The following is a 17254-nucleotide window of genomic DNA, read 5'->3' on the forward strand; positions in this document are numbered from 1 at the left end:
GACAGGACCTAGGCTCCCCTTGGCCTATCTTGGCCCTAGCCGCCCTTGAACAGCGACAGGATGATCTGCGGCGCGCTGTTGGCGATCGAAAGCGCCTGAGCGCCCAGCTGCTGCTTCACCTGCAAGGCCTGCAGGCGAGCGCTCTCCTTGGCCAGGTCGGCGTCCACCAGGTTGCCGACGCCCGTCTCCAGCACGTCGCTCAGCTTGCTCACGAAGCTGTTGTGAGCCTCGATCTGCTTGGCTTGCGTGCCGATGTTGCCGACGGCTTGGTTGACGGCGGTCATGCTCGCGTCGAGGCGCTGCAGCACGGCGTCGGCATTGGTCGGCGTCAGGATGTCGTCGGTCGTCGTCAGGGTGTTGATCGTGCCGCCTAGCGACAGGTCCTGCGCGGTCAGGGTGATGGCCTGGGTCGCATCGGCGTCGGCCAGGAAGGTCATGCCGACCGTCTGGCTGCCATTTAGCAGGTTCGCGCCGTCGAAGACCGCGCTCTTGACGACCTGGTCGAGGTTCTTGATCAGCCCCTGGAAGTCGGCATTCAGAGAAGTGCGCGACGAAGTGGTCAGCGAGGTGTCCTTGGCGGCCACCACCTTCTCGCGCAACAGCTTCAGCAGATCGGACACCGACTCGCCGCCGGCCAGAGCCACGTCGGCGATAGAGGTCGCGCGGTCCAGGCTCATCTTGACGGCGCTGAGCGCGCTCATGTCGGAGCGCTGCTCCTGAGCGATCGACCAGACGGCCGCGTTGTCTTTCGCGGTCGAGATCGACAGGCCCGTGTTGATGCGCGTCTGCACCGACTGCATGTCGTCGTTGGTGCGGTTCAGATTCTGCAGCGCGATCAGCGCGGGCTGGTTCGTGTTGACGCTCAACGTCATGCGCGGCCTCCGATCGGCGATTTTGCCGTTGGTTGCGATCGCGCGCGATTCGGCGAGCGATCTTGTCGCTGCCGAATTTGGGGTCAGAAGGTAAGATTATGGTTAACGCTTATAAACCATATCCATTTACGACTGCGGCCAGCCGTCGCACCCGTTCGGGAAACCTAGCGCCCGCTCAGGCTTGGCCGTCGTAGACGTCGCCGGAAGCGTAGTTGGTCGCCTCGCGCAGCTTCAGGATCTGCTCGCGCGGAAACTGCTGCAGCGTTTCGCCCGTTCGGCGGTCAACGGTCTTGTAGACATATTCGCCAGAGTCATTGTCCTGCTCGATCACCAGGCGCAGGTCGCCAGGTTGCGGGCCGACGTCGACAGGCGCGGGCGGCTCGTGCTCAGCCGCCTGGGTCTTTGGAGCCGCTGGCGCCGTTTGGGCCGCTGGAGCCAAAACGACTTTCGCGCCCTCGGACAGGTCCGGGGCGTTCGTAGCGGGAGCGGTTGAGGCGACGAAATCTCTGATCGCCGACAAAGCGGCCTTGGGTTCCATTTTCTGACTGCCGGCCCTGCGGACCGGCCCTCCTCTCTCTTGCTTTTACTCTCCCTTCGTCGATCACCGGAAAAGGCGGAGGCGGGCCACGCGGACCCGCCTCCTCCCTGTCCCTTAACGGAACAGGCTCAGGATCGACGACGAGGACTGGTTGGCGATCGACAGCGCCTGCACACCCAGCTGCTGCTTGGTTTGCAGCGACTGCAGCTTGGCGCTTTCCTTGGCCAGGTCGGCGTCCACCAGGTTGCCGACGCCGGCGTCCAGGCTGTCTTGCAGCTTGCCGACGAAGGTCAGGTGGGTGTCCAAACCGGTCGAGCTCGTGCCCAGCGAGGCCAGCTTGTTGGTCGCGGTGCCGATGGCGTTGTCGATCTGGGTCAGGACCGCCTTGGCCAGAGTGGCCGTGGTGAAGGTCGAACCAGCCGACAGACCGATACCGGCCAGGCCGAGGGTCTTGGCGTTGACGGTGAAGCCCGAGCCATCGGTGTTGGCCAGGAAGGTCATCTTGGTGGTCTTGCCGTCGGCCAGGCTGACGCCGTTGAACTTGGCGTTGTCAGCGGCCTTCGTGATTTGGTCGCGCAGAGAGGTGAAGTCGGCCTTCAGCGCGTTGAACGAGGCGGTGTTCAGCGAGGTGTCGGAAGCGGCCAGGGCCTTTTCCTTCATCTTGCCGAGCAGGTCGGTGATGGTGTCGCCGGCGGCCAGGGCCACGTCGATGGTCGACTGGCCGCGTTGCAGCGAGTCCTTCACCGAATTCAAGGCTTGCGAATTGGCCGATTGGTTCTTGGACATGGCCCAGATGGCGCCGTTGTCCTTGGCGTTACCGACCTTCTTGCCGGTGTTGATGCGTTGCTGAACCATCCCCAGCTCGGTGTTCGTGCTGTTGAGGTTCTGCAGGGCGATCAGGGCGCCAGAGTTCGTATTGATGCTATTCAGCGGCATACGAGTAGTTTCCTTTTCAAGGTAGCCGACGCCATTTTGGCTGCCGGGAGCATTTTGCTCGAAAAGGTCTGTAGCAATTGCCGGGCCATTCTTGCCCAGCAGCAACGCCTCGCTAAATTGCTGAAATCATTGCGTTATACATCCATTAACGACGAAGGCTCCCGGCAATTTCTGCCGGGAGCCTTTCGCCATAGGCAATTGTTGCCGGGCACAATATGCGCACCCGGCGGAAAGAGGCGCCGGGCGGCTTTTGATGGCCGCCCGGCGTATCGGGCTCACCCCTTGAACAGCGACAGGATCGTCTGCGGGCTCTGATTGGCGATCGAGAGCGCTTGGACGCCCAGTTGCTGCTTGGTTTGCAGCGACTGCAGCTTGGCGCTTTCCTTCGCCAGGTCCGCGTCGACGAGGTTGCCCACGCCGGCGTCCAGGCTGTCCTGCAGCTTGCCCACGAAGGTCAGGTGAGTATCCAGACCGGTCGAGGACGTACCCAGGGAAGACAGTTTGTTCGTGGCCGTCTGCAACGCGTTGGTCATGATCGCGATCATGGCTTTCGCGTCCGTAGCGGTTGAAAAGCTGGTGCCGACCGACAAGCTCAGGCCGTCCAGGGACAGCGTCTGAGACTTGATCGTGAAGTTGCCGCCATCCTGGTTGGCCAGGAACGACAACTTCGTGGTCTTACCGTCGGCGAGACTCACGCCATTGAACTTCGCGTTATCCGTGGCCTTGGTGATCTGGTCACGGAGAGAGGTGAAGTCAGACTTGAGCGCGTTGAACGAGGCGGTGTTCAGCGAGGTGTCGGAAGCGGCCAGGGCCTTTTCCTTCATCTTCGTGAGCAGATCGGTGATGGTGTCGCCTGCCGCGAGAGCAACATCGATCGTCGACTGACCGCGCTGGAGCGAATCCTTCACGGCGTTCAACGAGCTCGAGCTCGCGCTTTGCATCTTGGCCATCGACCAGATCGCGCCATTGTCCTTGGCAGATCCAACCTTCTTGCCGGTGTTAATACGGCCTTGGGTGGCGGCGAGCTCCGTGTTGGTTGCGTTCAGGTTTTGGAGCGCGATGAGGGCGCTCGGATTCGTGTTGATCGAGTTCAGCATTTGATACCTACCGTTTTGGTGGGATTTGCCCGGCGTATTGCCGGTCGGGCGTTTTGCCCCGCGCGAACCATCGCAAGCGGCGGGCCAACCGAACCGAGATCGGCGCCAAAACCTAAGTCACTGATTTTGATGAGATAATTTTGAGACTACGACAAAAACGAAACCGCCCGGCGAATGCAGGATTCGCCGGGCGGCAGGTTTTTCCGGAGCAGGTAGGCAAGACGTTCAGTCTTGCGGTAGTCGAAGAATCAGGCGGCGTCGGCGCGCGCGGACAGCCCTTGCATCATCATGCGGTTGATCTCGATCAGGGGCTCGAAATCCTCCTCCTTGCGCATCACGGCGCTGGAGTGACGACCGACCCAAAGGCTCAGCGAGATGATGCTGGCCCGAAGCTCTTTCGGCAGTTGGTTTTCAGGCAAGGAACAGTCTGTCGCCAAGGCCGACCAGACCTTGCGATTCCAATCCAATGCGTCGATCCGCGTGGCAATGTCGTCCGCCGGGGCCTGGGACGCGTCCATGAGGGCGCGCGTCACCTGACCGAACAGGCGGTACTCCATTTCACGGGGGTTCTCAGCCCGCGTCGCCGCCTGCTGATAAGCCCGAAGAGACATGCCCCAACCTCTCGTCTTCGTATTCAATCAACCTACGGCTCAACATCAGAGCCTTGTAGTACTCGCGCGCCATCACGTGCTTCGAAATGGCGATGCAGTCCTGCAGAACCACAGGATTGCGGACAACTCCCACGAATTCGTTAAGGCGACCCGCGAAGTCCTCGAAGAACTTCTCGGCTGCGGCCTCGTCGAGGTACATCATCATCACCGGGAAATAGATCCGACGCGCGGGCGTCGTGACCTGGTCCGGCTGCATGATGTCCTTCTCGCGGAGGACGGAGGCCTTGTTCTGGAGCACCAGAACTCCGCGCCGATCCCCATTCTGGACCACGGCGCCGTTGAGAACGAACTTTTCGCCGGGCTTCAGCGACAGCTTCAAAGGCACTTAAGGCCGCTCCTTCGTTGACGCCGCTTCGCCCGGTTCCGTCGACATGACGGGTTGGGTGGAAGCTAGGCGAACACGTGTTAACGCCGTCTTGCCGCAATTCACTCGGTCTTGCGACCGTAAGACGCGGCTTAGGACTCAATTAAGCATAGCCCCTCAAAACATGGTTAATAACAGAGTCCGAAGGTCGGTTCGCCATGTCCCGTAAAAGCGCCCTCGAAGCGTCCGTCAGCGCCATGGCTCAGGCCGATGTCATGGGCGCCGTGCCCATCCAGCCCGGACAGATCGTGACGGCGATGGGCGATTCGGCGTCCGCCGACGCCCTCGAGCGTCTCAAACGCTCGGCGCAGGAGATCAAGACCGCCGAGAACGGCAAGATCGTCGGCCAGGCGATCGAGGCTGTGCACAAGCAGGATTTCGCCAAGGCCGAGAAGCTGGCCATGAAGCTGCTGAAGAAGGACGAACAGCTGGGCCTGGGCTGGCATATCCTGGCCATCGCGCGCGAGAAACAGGGCGACTTCGCCTCCTCCCTCAAATGCTACGAGGCGGCGCTGACGCTGCTGACCGACCACAGCTCGGTCGCCGGCGACCTGGGACGCCTGGCCTTCCGCATGAACATGTTCGAGTTCGCGGCCAAGTTCTTCGCCCACTTCCGCCTGGCCCGGCCCGACGACGTCGAAGCCGCCAACAACCTGGCCTGCGCCCTTCGCGAACTGAACCGGGAGAACGAGGCGATCGAGGTGCTGAAGGCCGTCTTGCGGATCCATCCCGAAGCCCCGGGCCTCTGGAACACCCTGGGCACCATCCTCTGCAATGTCGGCGACCCCGGCGGCTCGCTCGTCTTCTTCGACGAAGCCCTGCGCCTGGCGCCCAGGCACAGCAAGACGCTCCACAACCGGGCCTATGCCAAGGCGGACCTTGGCGACATCGCCGGCGCGCTGATCGATGGCGAAGCGGCGATGAAAGAATCCAAGGATCCCGCCGACCTGGTGGTGATGGAGTTCGCCCGCGCTACGCTGCTGCTGGCGCTGGGCCGTATCGCCGAGGGCTGGCAGGCCTATGAGGCCCGCTTCTCCCCCGAAATCGCCGACGCTCCCCTCTTCCATATCCCCGCGGCCCGTTGGTCGGGCGAGGACCTCAAGGGCAAGACCCTGCTCATCGTCGCCGAGCAGGGTCTGGGCGACGAGGTCATGTTCTCCAACATGTTGCCCGACATCCTCGACTGGCTGGGCCCCGACGGCAGGCTGACCCTGGTGGTTGAACATCGCCTCAAGCCGCTCCTTGAGCGCTCGTTCCCCGGCGTTGAGGTCAGTTCGCACCGGACCATGAAGTACGAGGGCCGCGTCTATCGCACCGCGCCCTATATCGAGGACTGGGAACGTTTCGACTGTTGGGCCGCCCTCGGCGACTTCCTTCGACCCCTGCGCAACACGGTCGAGGCCTTCCCCCACCGGAAATCGTTCCTGTCGCCCGATCCGGAGCGCGTGGCCTACTGGAAGGCCGAGCTCGACAAGCTGGGCCCATCGCCCAAGATCGGCCTGCTGTGGAAGAGCCTGAGCCTGAAGGGCGACCGAGCGCGTCAGTTCTCGCCGTTCCAGCTTTGGGAACCCGTGCTGAAGACGCCCGGCGTCACGCTCATCAACCTGCAGTACGGCGATTGCGAGGAAGAGATCGCCCTGGCCAAGGAACAGTTCGGGGTCGAGATCTGGCAGCCGCCCGGCATCGACCTGAAGCAGGACCTGGACGAGCTGACCGCCCTGTGTTGCGCGGTCGACCTGATCATCGGCTTCTCCAACGCCACCACCAACCTGGCGGGCGCGGCGGGCGCGCCGATCTGGATGCTCACCGCCCCGGCGGTGTGGACCAAGCTCGGGACCGACGCCTATCCCTGGTATCCGCAAGCGCGGGTTTTCTCGCCGCCAGAGCTTGGCCAATGGGCTCCCGTGATGGCCGAGGTCGCCCAGGCCTTGCGCGAAAAAGTCGCGGGCTAGGCCGTGGTGCTCGCCATCCTGCAAGCGCGCATGTCGTCGACCCGCCTGCCCGGCAAGGTGCTGGCGCCGGTGGCCGGAGCGCCGATGATCCTGCGCCAGATCGAGCGCCTGCGCCGCGCCCGAAAGCTGCGGCGCATCGTGGTCGCCACCTCGATCCGGGCCGACGACGACCCGCTGGCCGAGGTTCTGGAGACAGCGGGCGTCCCCGTATATCGCGGCGACCTCGACGACGTGCTGGGGCGCTTCATCGGCGCCCTTGACGCCTTCGGCCCGGCGCGGACCGTGGTTCGCCTCACCGCGGACTGTCCGCTGGCTGATCCAGAGGTGATCGACGCCACCATCGCGCGGTTCGAGGACACCGGCGCGGACTACGCCTCCAACGTCGTCGAGCCCCGCACCTTCCCCAAAGGCCTGGATGTCGAGGTGATGACCGCCGCCGCCCTGCGCCGCGCCGCTGTCGAGACCAGCGACCCTCACGACCGCGAGCATGTGACGCCCTATCTCTACGGGCATCCGGACCGCTTCCGTCTGGCCGGCTACGCCCAGGCCGCCGACGAGGGCGCGGTGCGCTGGACCGTGGATCGGCCCGACGACCTTGAGTTCGTCCGCGCGGTCTATGACGCGCTCTACGCCGGCGATCCGGACTTCACGTCCGATGCCGTCCGCGCCTTCGTTCGAGGCCGACCGGACCTGGCCATGCTGGGAGGCGATCGTCGTGCCTGATGTCGGTCTGCGTCCCGTCGACGAAAGCGATCGCGACCGGCTGCTGGCGTGGCGAAACAGCCCCCAGGTCGCAGCCTTCATGTATTCCGACCACCTGATCGGCCGCGAGGAACACGATCGATGGTTCGACGGCCTGGTCGGCCATCCGCGTCGCCGTGACTGGGTTGTTCTGCTGGACGGCGCGCCCGTCGGCCTGACCAGCCTGGTCGATATCGACAGCGGCCAAGGCCGCGCCGCCATAGCCCGCTACCTCGCCGAGGAAAGCGCGCGGGGCCTGGGCGTCGGCGGCTTCACCGAGTTCAAGGTCGCCGACCACGCCTTCCAGGTTCTGGACCTGCGCAAGCTTTGGTCCGAAGTGTTGGCCACCAACGAGGCCGCCCTCGCCTCCCACCTTTCGAGCGGCTTCCAGCGCGAGGCCCTGTTCCGCGCCCACGTCGTCAAGCGGGGCCAGCCAACCGACGTCATAGGCCTCGGCCTGTTGGCCCAGGACTGGCGGGAGCATCGGCCGCGCCTCCGCGCCCGTCTGGTCGCCAAAGGCTTCACCGAGACCGCGCTTGACGCGCCGCTGTGACCGGCTTCCGCCACGGGCACTTGCCAAGCGCGTAAGCGCCGGTAGTTTGATCCATTCGTTTTGAACAACTGTTCGAACCGGACTTGATTCCGGCGGAGATGGGCATGAGCCAGCGCTTCGAAGGCACTTCAGACTATGTGGCGACCGACGACCTTAAGGTCGCGGTGAACGCCGCGGTCGCTCTGGAGCGCCCACTTCTGATCAAGGGCGAACCCGGCACGGGCAAGACCGTGCTGGCCTACGAGGTCGCCAAGGCGATGGGCGCGCCGCTGATCACCTGGCACATCAAGTCGACGACCAAGGCCCAGCAGGGCCTCTACGAATACGACGCCGTCACCCGCCTGCGCGACAGCCAGCTGGGCGACGAGCGGGTCAAGGACGTCAAGAACTACATCAAGAAGGGCAAGCTCTGGGAGGCGTTCGAGAGCCAGCAGCGCCCGGTGCTGCTGATCGACGAGATCGACAAGGCCGACATCGAGTTCCCGAACGACCTGCTGCAGGAGCTCGATCGAAACGAGTTCTACGTCTACGAGACCAATGAGACGATCAAGGCCAAGGTCCGGCCGATCATCATCATCACCTCGAACAACGAGAAGGAACTGCCGGACGCGTTCCTGCGCCGCTGCTTCTTCCACTACATCCGCTTCCCCGAGGAGGCGACGATGCAGGCGATCGTCGACGTCCACTTCCCGGGCATCAAGCAGAAGCTCGTGTCGGAAGCGCTGCGCATCTTCTACGACATGCGCAAGGTGCCGGGCCTGAAGAAGAAGCCGTCGACGTCCGAGCTGCTGGACTGGCTGAAGCTGCTGCTGGTCGAGGACATCGATGACAAGGTTCTGCGCGAGAAGGACCCCACCAAGCTGATCCCCCCCTGCACGGCGCCCTGCTCAAGAACGAACAGGACGTGCATCTTTTCGAACGCCTGGCCTTCCTGGCGCGTCGCGAGGGTTCGGGGTCTCGTCCGGGCCAATAGGCCCGCGACCAATTGGTCGTTACTTGGATTTCACTGGACGCGCGCCCAGCGCGCGCCCAACTTCCCGCCAAATCAGGGAAGACCGACAACCCATGCGTTATTCCAAATCGCGGGCGAAATGGCTGGCCACGGCGCTGATGATCGGCGTCGGCGCGACCGCCCTCACCGCCTGCCAGCGCACCGAGACCACCAAGACCGAGCACGCCGAGCGCAAGCTGGGCCGACGCGAGCCCATCCGGGTCATCGAGCGCCTCGACTGTCCCGACCAGCAGGGCGAGCTGAAGCTGGTCTCCAAGGCCGACGACGGCCAGTCCTGCGCCTATGCCTCGGCCGAGGCCACGGTCGATCTGCGCCTGGTCAAGCTGAACGGCGGCGACGCCGAGGCCGCCCTGGCGCCGATCGAGACCGAGCTGAAGGGCATCATGCCCCTGCCACCGGCCGCGCCGAAACCGCCCGAGCACAAGGGCGCGGGCAAGAACCACACTAGCATCAACCTGCCGGGCGTGAAGATCGACGCCAGCGACAACGGCGCCGACATCCGCATCGGCCATCTGACCATCAATAGCGACGGCGGCGCCGCCGAGGTGAAGGTCAACAAGAACGTCAACTTCAAGGGCGACGATGGCCACGGCTCGGTCAATGTCCAGGCCGAGGACGAGCACGAGGGCGACGTCACTATCAAGGCCAATGACCACGGAGCGGAAATCCGCGCGAAGAAGGGCGGCAACGACTCGGTGCGCTCCACCTTGATCCTGGCGAACGACAAGGCCCCGAAAGGCTATCGCCTGGCCGGCTACGAGGCCCGCGGCCCCAAGGGCGGACCGCTGGCCGTCGCCGTCGTCAAGGCCAAGACCCGCGACACCGACGACCACGACCTGTTCAAGGACATGAAGGCGCTGGTGCGCCACAATGTGGGCGGCTGACGCCGTCTACTGCGGAATCGGCTCGACCTGCATCACCTTGTAGGTCAGCAGCCGGCCGTCCTCGTCGGTGACGGTGACGTATTCGCCCAGGGCGAACCGGTGCTCGCCCAGGCGGTGCAGCGGTTCGTCGTCGGCGACATCATCGCTGTCGTAGTCGAAGAACCAGCGCGCGCCGCGCTTGTTCAGGCGGCCGTCCACGGCCTCCTCGTCGGGCGCGAACCGGCGCACGCTGCACGCGCCCTTGACCTTGGCGTAGGCCCCCTCGTCGATATGGCCGTCCTCGGTCAGGGGGGCCGTCAGGGCATAGCCGCGGTGGTCGTCGCCGCCGGCGAACTCGGTGCCAGGATTGCGCGCAAGGCGCATCACGATGCGAGACAGAGACATTCCAGACCTCCCCTTATTTTGAGATTTCAGCGCCTTAGTGCGACAGGAACAGGGACGGGCCTTCGCTGCTCAGCAGCGTGCGGGTCGTGCCGCCGAAAATGAACTCCTGCAGCCGAGGATGACCGAATGCGCCGGCGACCAGGAGGTTCGCCCCGACGTCCTTGGCCGCGCCCAGCAGTAGGCTGGCGGCGTCGTTGCCGCCCTCCAGCAGTTTGACGCTCGCCGTGACGCCGCGCGCGGCCAGGAACTCGACCAGCCGATCCGGCTCGAACGCCCTTGATGAGGCGCCATGCGCTCCCGCCACGATCACCGAACTGGCTTTCTGCAGCAGCGGCAGCGCCGTGCGCATGGCCCGGCTGGCCTCCTTGCCGCCATCCCAGGCGACCAGGGCCACGCCGTCGACCCGGAAACCGGGACGCGCGACCAGGGTCGGGCGCTGCTCGTCGGCGACCAATTGCTGAAACGACTCCGCCAACGGCCCTTTGCCCCGCGCCGAGGCGTCGTCAAAGACGATGAGGTCCGACAGGCGACCTTCCATGGCCAGACCCGCCCAGACCGGCGACTCCAGGCTGATCACCCGCGTGCGCGGATAGCCGGTCTCGGCCGCCAGCTTGCCGCAGGCGCGCGCCCCTTCCTGGGCGGCTTCCTTCAGGCTTTCCAGCGCGGTGACCTGGACGCCGCCCATGAAACCTTCGCCCATCCAGGGCATCAGGTCGGCCATGTCAGCGGGTGCGTGAACACAGGCCAACTCGGCCTGGAACGCGCCCGCGAGCGCCGCAGCGGTGGTCAGGACGCCCTTGTCGTTCGAAGTCCCGGCCAGCGGAACCATAATTCTCGCCCAACTCATGATCGAACTCCCTTTCAGGGTATTTCCACAGATGACGGCGACGGCCACATTGATCTTTCTCAATCGATAGGCCAGTCAACCACCTTCACTGTGAGGAACGATCTCGTGGCCAAAGGGCTGCATAGGGGCGGACCGCCCCGTGCTTGGCAAAGAATGCTCTCCGGACGTCGGCTCGACTTGCTCGATCCGTCGCCGATGGACATCGAGATCGAGGACATCGCCCATGGCCTTGCCCGCGTCGCCCGCTGGAACGGCCAAACGGTCGGCGACCACGGCTTCTCGGTCGCCCAGCACAGCCTGGTGGTCGAGGAGATCGCCGCGCACATCAAGCCGGACCTGGAGCCGCGCTGGCGCTTGGCCGCGCTGCTGCACGACGCCAGCGAATATGTGATCGGCGACATGATCAGCCCGTTCAAGACGGCGCTGGGCGTCAGCTACAAAGACTTCGAGGCCCGACTGGAGGACGCGATCCACATCCGCTTCGGCCTGCCGGTGAAGACCCCCGCCCCGATCAAGAAGCTGATCAAGCAGGCCGACCGCGCCTGCGCCTTCTTCGAGGCCACCCAGTTGGCCGGCTTCGAACATTCGGAGTCCCTGGCGATCTTCGGCGCGCCGCCGACCGGCTATGACCTGAAAATCACGCCGCAGCCGCCGTTCGAGGCTCAGGCCCGCTACGTCCAGCGCTTCCACGTGCTGTCGCGCGCCGCGGGCTTCGAGTCGGCCCCCGGCGCGGCGTTCGAAACGGAATGAACACTGCGGTCGTCATCGGCCTGTCGGCGGTGGTCGTCGCGATCCGCGACGGCGAGGCCGTCGTCCTGACCGTGCGGCCGCACGATGCGATCACCGATGTCGCCTCGCCACTCTCGGGCCTGCCGTTCGGTCCGTTCGATCCCGAGGCGCACCGCACTTTCGAGCTGGGCCTGCGGGCCTTCGTGACCGCACAGACCCGTTTCCAGCTGGGCTATGTCGAGCAGCTCTACACCTTTGGCGACAAGGGCCGCGACGCCCCGCGCGCCGAGGTCGGAGCCGGCGCGGCGCGGGTGGTCTCGGTCGGCTATCTGGGCCTGACGCCCAAGGCCGTCGACACCGACGCCCCCGACACCGCCTGGGCGCCGTGGACGCGGTTCTTCCCCTGGGAGGACTGGCGCATCGGCCGTCCCGCTCTGCTGGACGACGCCATCGCGCCGGCCCTGAAGCGCTGGGCTGGAGACGACGCGACCAAATGGTCCCGCGCCCGCCTGGCCTTCGCCCTGGACGGGGCGCCGTGGAACGAGGAACGCGTCCTGGAGCGCTACGAGCTGCTCTACGAGGCTGGGCTGGCTCCGGAAGCGGCCCGCGACGTGGCCCGCGCCGACGGTCATGATCCCGCCGAGCCCCAGGCCCTGTCGGCGGCCCTGGGCGAGCCAATGATCTCCGACCACCGGCGGATTCTGGCCACCGGCCTCTCGCGCCTGCGCGGCAAGATCAAGTACCGCCCGGTGGTGTTCGAGCTGACGCCGGAGGAGTTCACCCTATCGACCCTGCAGCGCACGGTCGAGGCCATCGCCGGCGTGCCGCTGCACAAGCAGAACTTCCGCCGCGTGGTCGAGCGCGAGGAACTGGTCGAAGGCCTGGGACGCCTCGACGCCGAGACCGGCGGCCGCCCCGCCGAGCTGTTCCGCTTCCGCCGCGAGATGCTGGCCGCTCGGCCGGCTACGGGACTTTCACTTCCGCTGCTGCGGGACTAGCGCCCTCGCCCGCTTCCATCCGCGCCCGCCACTTGGCCTTTAGCGTGTGGGAGGTGTCGCGCGAACCGTCGGGGCTCCAGCCGGGCGGGCCGAACACATAGCCGAGCGCCTCGCGGGGCGATTTCGAAGCCGCCACGTCCTTGCCGATGCCGATCCACTCGTGGAAGACGTTGTGGAAGAGGTTGAAGTTGCCCAGGTTCTTCACCGTGCCATAGCGGCAGGGCTCCTCGTCGACCTCGGGGACGAAGGTGCCGAACAGGCGATCCCAGATGATCAGGATGCCGGCGTAGTTGGCGTCCAGATAGCGGGCGTTGCGAGCGTGGTGCACGCGGTGATGCGACGGCGTGTTGAACACCGCCTCGAACCAGCGCGGCATGCGCTTGATCGCCTCGGTATGGATCCAGAACTGGTAGACGAGGCTGACGCCCTTCTGGATCGCCACCATGGCCGGCGGGAAGCCCAGGAACGACAGCGGCAGCCACAGCAGCCAGGTGCCGGCGACGCCGCCGGTCCAGGTCTGCCGCAGGGCTGTCGACAGGTTGTAGTGGGTCGAGGTGTGATGGTTGACGTGGCTGGCCCACCAGACGCGCCGCTCGTGCGCCAATCGGTGGAACCAGTAGTAGGTCAGGTCCTCGAGCAGGAAGACAGCGACCCAGGCCCAGACGGCGGTCATCGGGATCGTGAAGATCCGATGATGCCAAACCCAGACGGTCGTGGCGAAGACCACTCCACCGAACAGCAGGCCAGCCACGGTGCTGCCCAAGCCCATGGTCAGCGACACGGCCGTGTCGCGCGCCTCGTAGTTGGCCTTGGCCTTGCCGAAGCGGCCGATCAGGATTTCCAGGATGATGGCCAGCACGAAGAACGGGATGGCCAGCTGGACGGGATCGAACGGGGCTTTCAGCATCAGGCGAGCTCCTTCGGCGGCCAGGCGTCGTCATTGACGGCGAACACGGGACGGGCGTCGCCCAGGCGCAGGGCCAGCCGGCCGCTCTCCGGCTTCAGGCCGGCGATCGCGCTCCACGGCAGGTCGCGCGCGACATAGCTGTCGCCGCGCCGGTAGAGCACCAACGCTAGATCTCCCTCGCGCCCAATGACCCCCGCGCCGTCGGCGGAGATCCAGACGGCGTCCGGCTTGTGATCGGGAAATTCCAGCGCGACCAGCGCGCGGGCGGAATCGGGATCGAGCGGGGGCGTCGCTCTGGCCACCCCCATCCACGCCGCGAACGCCACCAGCAGAGCCACGGCGACTATCGAGCCGCCCAGCTGAATCAACAGCGCCTTGTCCAAGACCGACGCATCCCCCCCGTAACTTATTGCCGTTCAGATTGACGGCTCCGAGGGCGGCGTCAAGTCGCCAAAGCGCGAACGGCGCGCCCCTACCGAGGGCGCGCCGTCCTGTCAGGCTACGAGGACCGTTCGGCTAGAACTTGCGGACGTAACCTACCGCCACCGTGTTCGAACTCAGATCGCTCTTGGTATATTCGGACTTGGTCCAATCTGCCCGAATGCCGTTCTTGTCGTCGAACTTGTATTCGGCGCCGACGCCATAGTTCCAGCTGTCGTGGCTGCCGTCGAAGTTCGTGGCGGCCGGATTGTTGGTCTTGAACTTGGTTGTCCCGTAGCCGGCGCGCGCCAGCAGATCGAGATTTGGGGTAACCGGCAGGTAGCCGACCGCGTAGCCCGCGACCTGATGCTCCATCTTCACGCTGGAAGGACCGCCGGGCGTGTAGACCGTGTCGCCGTCGACGCCGCCGGCCGCCTCGGCTTCGACACCGAAATTAGGCGTAAGCTTGGCGCCGACACGCCCTTGAATAGCACCGGTGTCAGCGCCGCGCGTCCGAGTTTGGCTATAGTTCAGCGAACCATAGACCTCGGTCGTATTCTGAGCCTGGGCGAACATTGGGATCGCGAGAACCGAACCGGCGATGAGGGTAGCAGTGATGAGAGACTTCATTCTTGTACTCCAATTCTACTCGTAGTCTTCAGCGCCCTCAGCCAGCTTTTGCTAATCGGATAACGCGGCGAGCATGCGGCGGTTCACGGTCGCGTTCGAGGCCATTCCGTGTCGTGACCGAAAAGCCGCAGTTGATGACGCCCGCGCCATCCGTGCTATCTACGAGTCAAACAAGCGTCAGAACGCGGACCCGCTCCCACCAGGGACGAGGCCCGCGCGCATCATCGGGACCGTCGTCTTGCCGCAAGCCGTCATCGCCGCCACGGGGCTGTACACCCCGCCGTTTTCCATTTCGAACGCCGAGTTGGTCGAGGCCTTCAACACCTTCGTCGAGCGATTCAACGCCGCCAACGCCGAGGCCATCGCGGCCGGCGAGGTGGTCGCCCTGGCCCCTTCCTCGCCCGAATTCATCGAGAAGGCCTCGGGCATCAAGTCACGTTTCGTGATGAACAAATCGGGCATCGTCGATCCCGAGATCATGCGCCCGATCATTCCAGAGCGCCCGAATGAGCAGCTGTCGATCCTGGCCGAAATGGCGGTCGAGGCGGCCAAGCAGGCGATCGCGCGCTGGGGCAAGCCGGTCAGCGAGATCGGCGCGGTGATCTGCGCCGCCTCGAACATGCAGCGCGCCTACCCCGCCATGGCCATCGAGGTGCAACAAGCCCTGGGCATCGAAGGCTTTGCCTTCGACATGAACGTGGCGTGCTCGTCGGCCACCTTCGGCATCAAGACCGCCGCCGACTTCGTCGCGACCGGCAGCGCCAAGGCCGTGCTGATGGTCAATCCGGAGATCTGCTCGGGCCATCTGAACTTCAAGGACCGCGACAGCCACTTCATCTTCGGCGACGTGGCCACGGCCGTGATCGTCGAGGACGCTTCGCAGGCGACCGACGGCTGGGAGATCCTGGGCGCGCGACTGAAGACCCAGTTCTCCAACAACATTCGCAACAACTTCGGCTTCCTCAATCGCGCCGCGCCGGAAGGCGAAGGCGCGCGCGACAAGCTGTTCGTCCAGGAAGGCCGCAAGGTGTTCCGCGAGGTGGTGCCGATGGTCAGCGAGATGATCATCGAACACGCCGCCGACCTCGGCATCGACCCGACCGGCCTGAAGCGCCTCTGGCTCCACCAGGCTAATATCAACATGAACGAGATGATCGGCCGCAAGGTGCTGGGCCGCGATCCCGCGCCGGGCGAGAACGTCATCATCCTGGATGAGTACGCCAACACCAGCTCGGCCGGCTCGATCATCGCCTTCCACCAGGCCAATGACGACTTCGCCCCGGGCGAGACCGGCCTGATCTGCAGCTTCGGGGCCGGCTACTCGGCCGGCACGGTGTTCGTCCGCAAGCGCTGAACCCAAACACGACCCGAACAGAATGAAGCCCCGCGCCCTAAGGCGCGGGGCTTTTTTCACGCCTCAAGACTTCGGATGCGTCGCCTTCCAGTACATGGCGCGGCGGACGCGGACGCTGACGGCCGGATGGTCGTAGAACAGCACCTCTTCCAGCTTCGAGGGCGTGGCGGCACGGTACTCGATGGTCTTCACCAGGGCCTTGGCCAGGCCGTCGGGCTCGTTGAAGTTCACCAGGCTGTAGCGGTCGGCATCGCTCTCGACCTCGCGGATCAAGGTATTGGTGATCGGCCCCCCGACCAGGCCCAGCACGGCCATGATCACCGCCAGGACCGGAAGGCCAGCCGGATCGGCGATGCCGGTCACCCCCTTGGCGTTCAAGGCCTGTGCGAACCACGGGAACGTCCGGTCGACGATGAAGAAGGCGATGACCGCCAGTACGGCGAAGATGCCGGTGATCCACAGGCTGTGCTGGTGGGCATAGTGGCCCATCTCGTGGCCGACGACACCGCGCACCTCGGCGATGTCCGCACCCTTCTTGAACATCACGTCGCTCATCGCCACCCGGGCCGAACCGCCCAGGCCCGAGACATTGGCGGTATAGGCATTGGATTGCTTGGAGCCGTTGTAGACGAAGATCTTGTCGCTCGGGATGCCGACCGACTTGGCCATGGCCACGACCTCATCGCGGACAGCTCCAGGCGGCGCGGGCGTGTACTTGTTGAACAGCGGCTCGATATAGATCGGGGCCAGCAGCATACCGAACACGATAAAGCCCGCCGTCAGGCCGCCGGCCCACAGCCACCACAGGCGGCGCGCGCGGCGGATCAGCACGTAAAGCAGCGCCAGGAAGATCGCGGTGAACACGATCGAGATCGCCGTGCCCATCAGGTTTTCCGTCAGCCAGCCGCCGAAGGCCTGGCTGGTCAGGCCGTACTGCTTCTGCCGCCACCAGTTGGAATAGACCGACCAGGGCAGTTCCAGCAGCCAGCTGAAGGCGACGAAGACGGCGGCGACCGCGAAGCTGGCCAGGAACGGCCGCGCCTTCTTGCGCTCGACGCCCTGCCCGACCTTGGTCAGGACGCCGGTGCGGATGATGACCCAGGCGGCCAAAACCGAGATAATGAAGCCCCACAGCAGCAGCCAGTGGCCGCCTTGAGTGTAGTGCTGCGCCTTGACGTGCGCTTCGGGCGGAAGCTGCGCCAGATAGGCGGCCGTGGCGGCCGCCGGGTCGAATTGAGCCATGATCTTCCCCTCCCCGGGATGAACCTGGCAGCAAGCCCCGAGTCCGTGTCGACGTCAGCTTAATTCTCGGTCAGGTGGAGAGCGCTTCGCCATGTTCAGGCTGGCGAAGCGCGCTCGCCCGTA

The 17254-nt window shown here is 65.1% G+C and carries 19 protein-coding genes and 1 pseudogene; 8 read left to right on the top strand and 12 right to left on the bottom strand.

All coding sequences use genetic code 11. The annotated features are described in order from the left end of the window. Positions 1 to 35: 35 nt before the first annotated feature. The 6 genes from CSW62_RS11960 to flbT all read right to left on the bottom strand — a co-directional run bounded on the left by CSW62_RS11960 (position 36) and on the right by flbT (position 4439). Complete coding sequence (locus tag CSW62_RS11960) at positions 36 to 872, bottom strand: flagellin (RefSeq protein ID WP_099578061.1); 837 nt, start codon at positions 870 to 872, stop codon at positions 36 to 38. A 175-nt stretch (positions 873 to 1047) separates the two neighbouring features. Further along, entirely contained in the window at positions 1048 to 1311 is a 264-nt protein-coding gene (locus tag CSW62_RS11965; RefSeq protein ID WP_369827459.1) for a hypothetical protein, read from the bottom strand. A gap of 213 nt (positions 1312 to 1524) precedes the next feature. Next, a complete protein-coding gene (locus CSW62_RS11970; protein WP_099578065.1) occupies positions 1525 to 2346 on the bottom strand; it encodes a flagellin in 822 nt (273 codons plus the stop codon). Positions 2347 to 2621: 275 nt separating this feature from the next. Beyond that, positions 2622 to 3443 (bottom strand): flagellin, encoded by an 822-nt coding sequence (locus CSW62_RS11975; protein ID WP_099578067.1) that lies wholly within the window; start codon positions 3441 to 3443, stop codon positions 2622 to 2624. A 248-nt stretch (positions 3444 to 3691) separates the two neighbouring features. Beyond that, positions 3692 to 4054, bottom strand: coding sequence for a flagellar biosynthesis regulator FlaF (gene flaF, locus CSW62_RS11980; protein WP_099578069.1), 363 nt, complete (start codon positions 4052 to 4054; stop codon positions 3692 to 3694). Next, positions 4014 to 4439, bottom strand: a complete 426-nt coding sequence (flbT, locus tag CSW62_RS11985; protein WP_099578071.1) for a flagellar biosynthesis repressor FlbT — start codon at positions 4437 to 4439, stop codon at positions 4014 to 4016. Before flbT ends, flaF begins: the two co-directional genes overlap by 41 nt. A gap of 197 nt (positions 4440 to 4636) precedes the next feature. Here flbT and CSW62_RS11990 point away from each other — a divergent pair, with 197 nt between their 5' ends. From CSW62_RS11990 to CSW62_RS12010, 5 genes and pseudogenes are all read left to right on the top strand, one after another. Next, positions 4637 to 6430: a tetratricopeptide repeat protein gene (locus CSW62_RS11990; protein WP_099578073.1), complete on the top strand. Its 1794-nt coding sequence runs from the start codon at positions 4637 to 4639 to the stop codon at positions 6428 to 6430. Positions 6431 to 6433: 3 nt separating this feature from the next. After that, positions 6434 to 7153, top strand: coding sequence for a cytidylyltransferase domain-containing protein (locus CSW62_RS11995; RefSeq protein ID WP_099578075.1), 720 nt, complete (start codon positions 6434 to 6436; stop codon positions 7151 to 7153). Continuing rightward, complete coding sequence (gene pseH, locus CSW62_RS12000) at positions 7146 to 7724, top strand: UDP-4-amino-4,6-dideoxy-N-acetyl-beta-L-altrosamine N-acetyltransferase (RefSeq protein WP_099578077.1); 579 nt, start codon at positions 7146 to 7148, stop codon at positions 7722 to 7724. Before CSW62_RS11995 ends, pseH begins: the two co-directional genes overlap by 8 nt. Positions 7725 to 7828: 104 nt before the next feature. Then, a pseudogene (locus CSW62_RS12005) lies at positions 7829 to 8697 on the top strand (AAA family ATPase). Between the two features lie 92 nt (positions 8698 to 8789). After that, on the top strand, positions 8790 to 9620 hold the full coding sequence (locus CSW62_RS12010; RefSeq protein ID WP_099578079.1) for a hypothetical protein: 831 nt from the start codon (positions 8790 to 8792) through the stop codon (positions 9618 to 9620). A gap of 6 nt (positions 9621 to 9626) precedes the next feature. Here CSW62_RS12010 and CSW62_RS12015 read toward each other — a convergent pair whose 3' ends face one another. Together CSW62_RS12015 and CSW62_RS12020 are read right to left on the bottom strand one after the other, a co-directional pair. After that, complete coding sequence (locus CSW62_RS12015; protein ID WP_099578081.1) at positions 9627 to 10004, bottom strand: hypothetical protein; 378 nt, start codon at positions 10002 to 10004, stop codon at positions 9627 to 9629. A 34-nt stretch (positions 10005 to 10038) separates the two neighbouring features. Further along, positions 10039 to 10851, bottom strand: coding sequence for a universal stress protein (locus CSW62_RS12020; protein WP_099578083.1), 813 nt, complete (start codon positions 10849 to 10851; stop codon positions 10039 to 10041). Positions 10852 to 10956: 105 nt separating this feature from the next. Here CSW62_RS12020 and CSW62_RS12025 point away from each other — a divergent pair, with 105 nt between their 5' ends. Together CSW62_RS12025 and CSW62_RS12030 are read left to right on the top strand one after the other, a co-directional pair. Beyond that, positions 10957 to 11601: a YfbR-like 5'-deoxynucleotidase gene (locus CSW62_RS12025; RefSeq protein ID WP_099578085.1), complete on the top strand. Its 645-nt coding sequence runs from the start codon at positions 10957 to 10959 to the stop codon at positions 11599 to 11601. Next, on the top strand, positions 11598 to 12578 hold the full coding sequence (locus CSW62_RS12030; protein WP_099578087.1) for an NAD regulator: 981 nt from the start codon (positions 11598 to 11600) through the stop codon (positions 12576 to 12578). Before CSW62_RS12025 ends, CSW62_RS12030 begins: the two co-directional genes overlap by 4 nt. Here the strand turns inward: CSW62_RS12030 and CSW62_RS12035 are convergent. From CSW62_RS12035 to CSW62_RS12045, 3 genes are all read right to left on the bottom strand, one after another. Further along, positions 12544 to 13485 carry a sterol desaturase family protein gene (locus CSW62_RS12035; protein ID WP_099578089.1) on the bottom strand — a complete coding sequence of 314 codons (942 nt, stop codon included), beginning with the start codon at positions 13483 to 13485 and terminating at the stop codon, positions 12544 to 12546. The genes CSW62_RS12030 and CSW62_RS12035 overlap by 35 nt on opposite strands. Next, positions 13485 to 13868, bottom strand: a complete 384-nt coding sequence (locus CSW62_RS12040) for a hypothetical protein (protein WP_199170579.1) — start codon at positions 13866 to 13868, stop codon at positions 13485 to 13487. Before CSW62_RS12040 ends, CSW62_RS12035 begins: the two co-directional genes overlap by 1 nt. 133 nt (positions 13869 to 14001) lie before the next feature. Then, the gene (locus CSW62_RS12045) at positions 14002 to 14535 is read right to left on the bottom strand and encodes a porin family protein (RefSeq protein WP_099578091.1); all 534 of its coding nucleotides are present in this window, start codon (positions 14533 to 14535) and stop codon (positions 14002 to 14004) included. Between the two features lie 238 nt (positions 14536 to 14773). Between CSW62_RS12045 and CSW62_RS12050 the strand changes: the two genes are divergently transcribed. Then, the gene (locus CSW62_RS12050) at positions 14774 to 15889 is read left to right on the top strand and encodes a beta-ketoacyl-ACP synthase III (protein ID WP_099578093.1); all 1116 of its coding nucleotides are present in this window, start codon (positions 14774 to 14776) and stop codon (positions 15887 to 15889) included. 63 nt (positions 15890 to 15952) lie between these two features. Here the strand turns inward: CSW62_RS12050 and CSW62_RS12055 are convergent, their stop codons facing one another. Then, on the bottom strand, positions 15953 to 17131 hold the full coding sequence (locus tag CSW62_RS12055) for a M48 family metallopeptidase (protein WP_199170580.1): 1179 nt from the start codon (positions 17129 to 17131) through the stop codon (positions 15953 to 15955). Positions 17132 to 17254: the final 123 nt, after the last annotated feature.

Origin of the sequence: Caulobacter sp. FWC2 (assembly GCF_002742625.1) — a bacterium.
Lineage (GTDB): Bacteria > Pseudomonadota > Alphaproteobacteria > Caulobacterales > Caulobacteraceae > Caulobacter.

Bases quoted from the DNA above. Each gene is read 5' to 3' on its own strand.
- CSW62_RS11960 (WP_099578061.1), bottom strand. From the start codon at position 872: ATGACGTTGAGCGTCAACACGAACCAGCCCGCGCTGATCGCGCTGCAG.
- CSW62_RS11970 (WP_099578065.1), bottom strand. From the start codon at position 2,346: ATGCCGCTGAATAGCATCAATACGAACTCTGGCGCCCTGATCGCCCTG.
- CSW62_RS11975 (WP_099578067.1), bottom strand. From the start codon at position 3,443: ATGCTGAACTCGATCAACACGAATCCGAGCGCCCTCATCGCGCTCCAA.
- flaF (WP_099578069.1), bottom strand. From the start codon at position 4,054: ATGTCTCTTCGGGCTTATCAGCAGGCGGCGACGCGGGCTGAGAACCCC.
- CSW62_RS11990 (WP_099578073.1), top strand. From the start codon at position 4,637: ATGTCCCGTAAAAGCGCCCTCGAAGCGTCCGTCAGCGCCATGGCTCAG.
- CSW62_RS12010 (WP_099578079.1), top strand. From the start codon at position 8,790: ATGCGTTATTCCAAATCGCGGGCGAAATGGCTGGCCACGGCGCTGATG.
- CSW62_RS12015 (WP_099578081.1), bottom strand. From the start codon at position 10,004: ATGTCTCTGTCTCGCATCGTGATGCGCCTTGCGCGCAATCCTGGCACC.
- CSW62_RS12020 (WP_099578083.1), bottom strand. From the start codon at position 10,851: ATGAGTTGGGCGAGAATTATGGTTCCGCTGGCCGGGACTTCGAACGAC.
- CSW62_RS12030 (WP_099578087.1), top strand. From the start codon at position 11,598: ATGAACACTGCGGTCGTCATCGGCCTGTCGGCGGTGGTCGTCGCGATC.
- CSW62_RS12035 (WP_099578089.1), bottom strand. From the start codon at position 13,485: ATGCTGAAAGCCCCGTTCGATCCCGTCCAGCTGGCCATCCCGTTCTTC.
- CSW62_RS12045 (WP_099578091.1), bottom strand. From the start codon at position 14,535: ATGAAGTCTCTCATCACTGCTACCCTCATCGCCGGTTCGGTTCTCGCG.
- CSW62_RS12055 (WP_199170580.1), bottom strand. From the start codon at position 17,131: ATGGCTCAATTCGACCCGGCGGCCGCCACGGCCGCCTATCTGGCGCAG.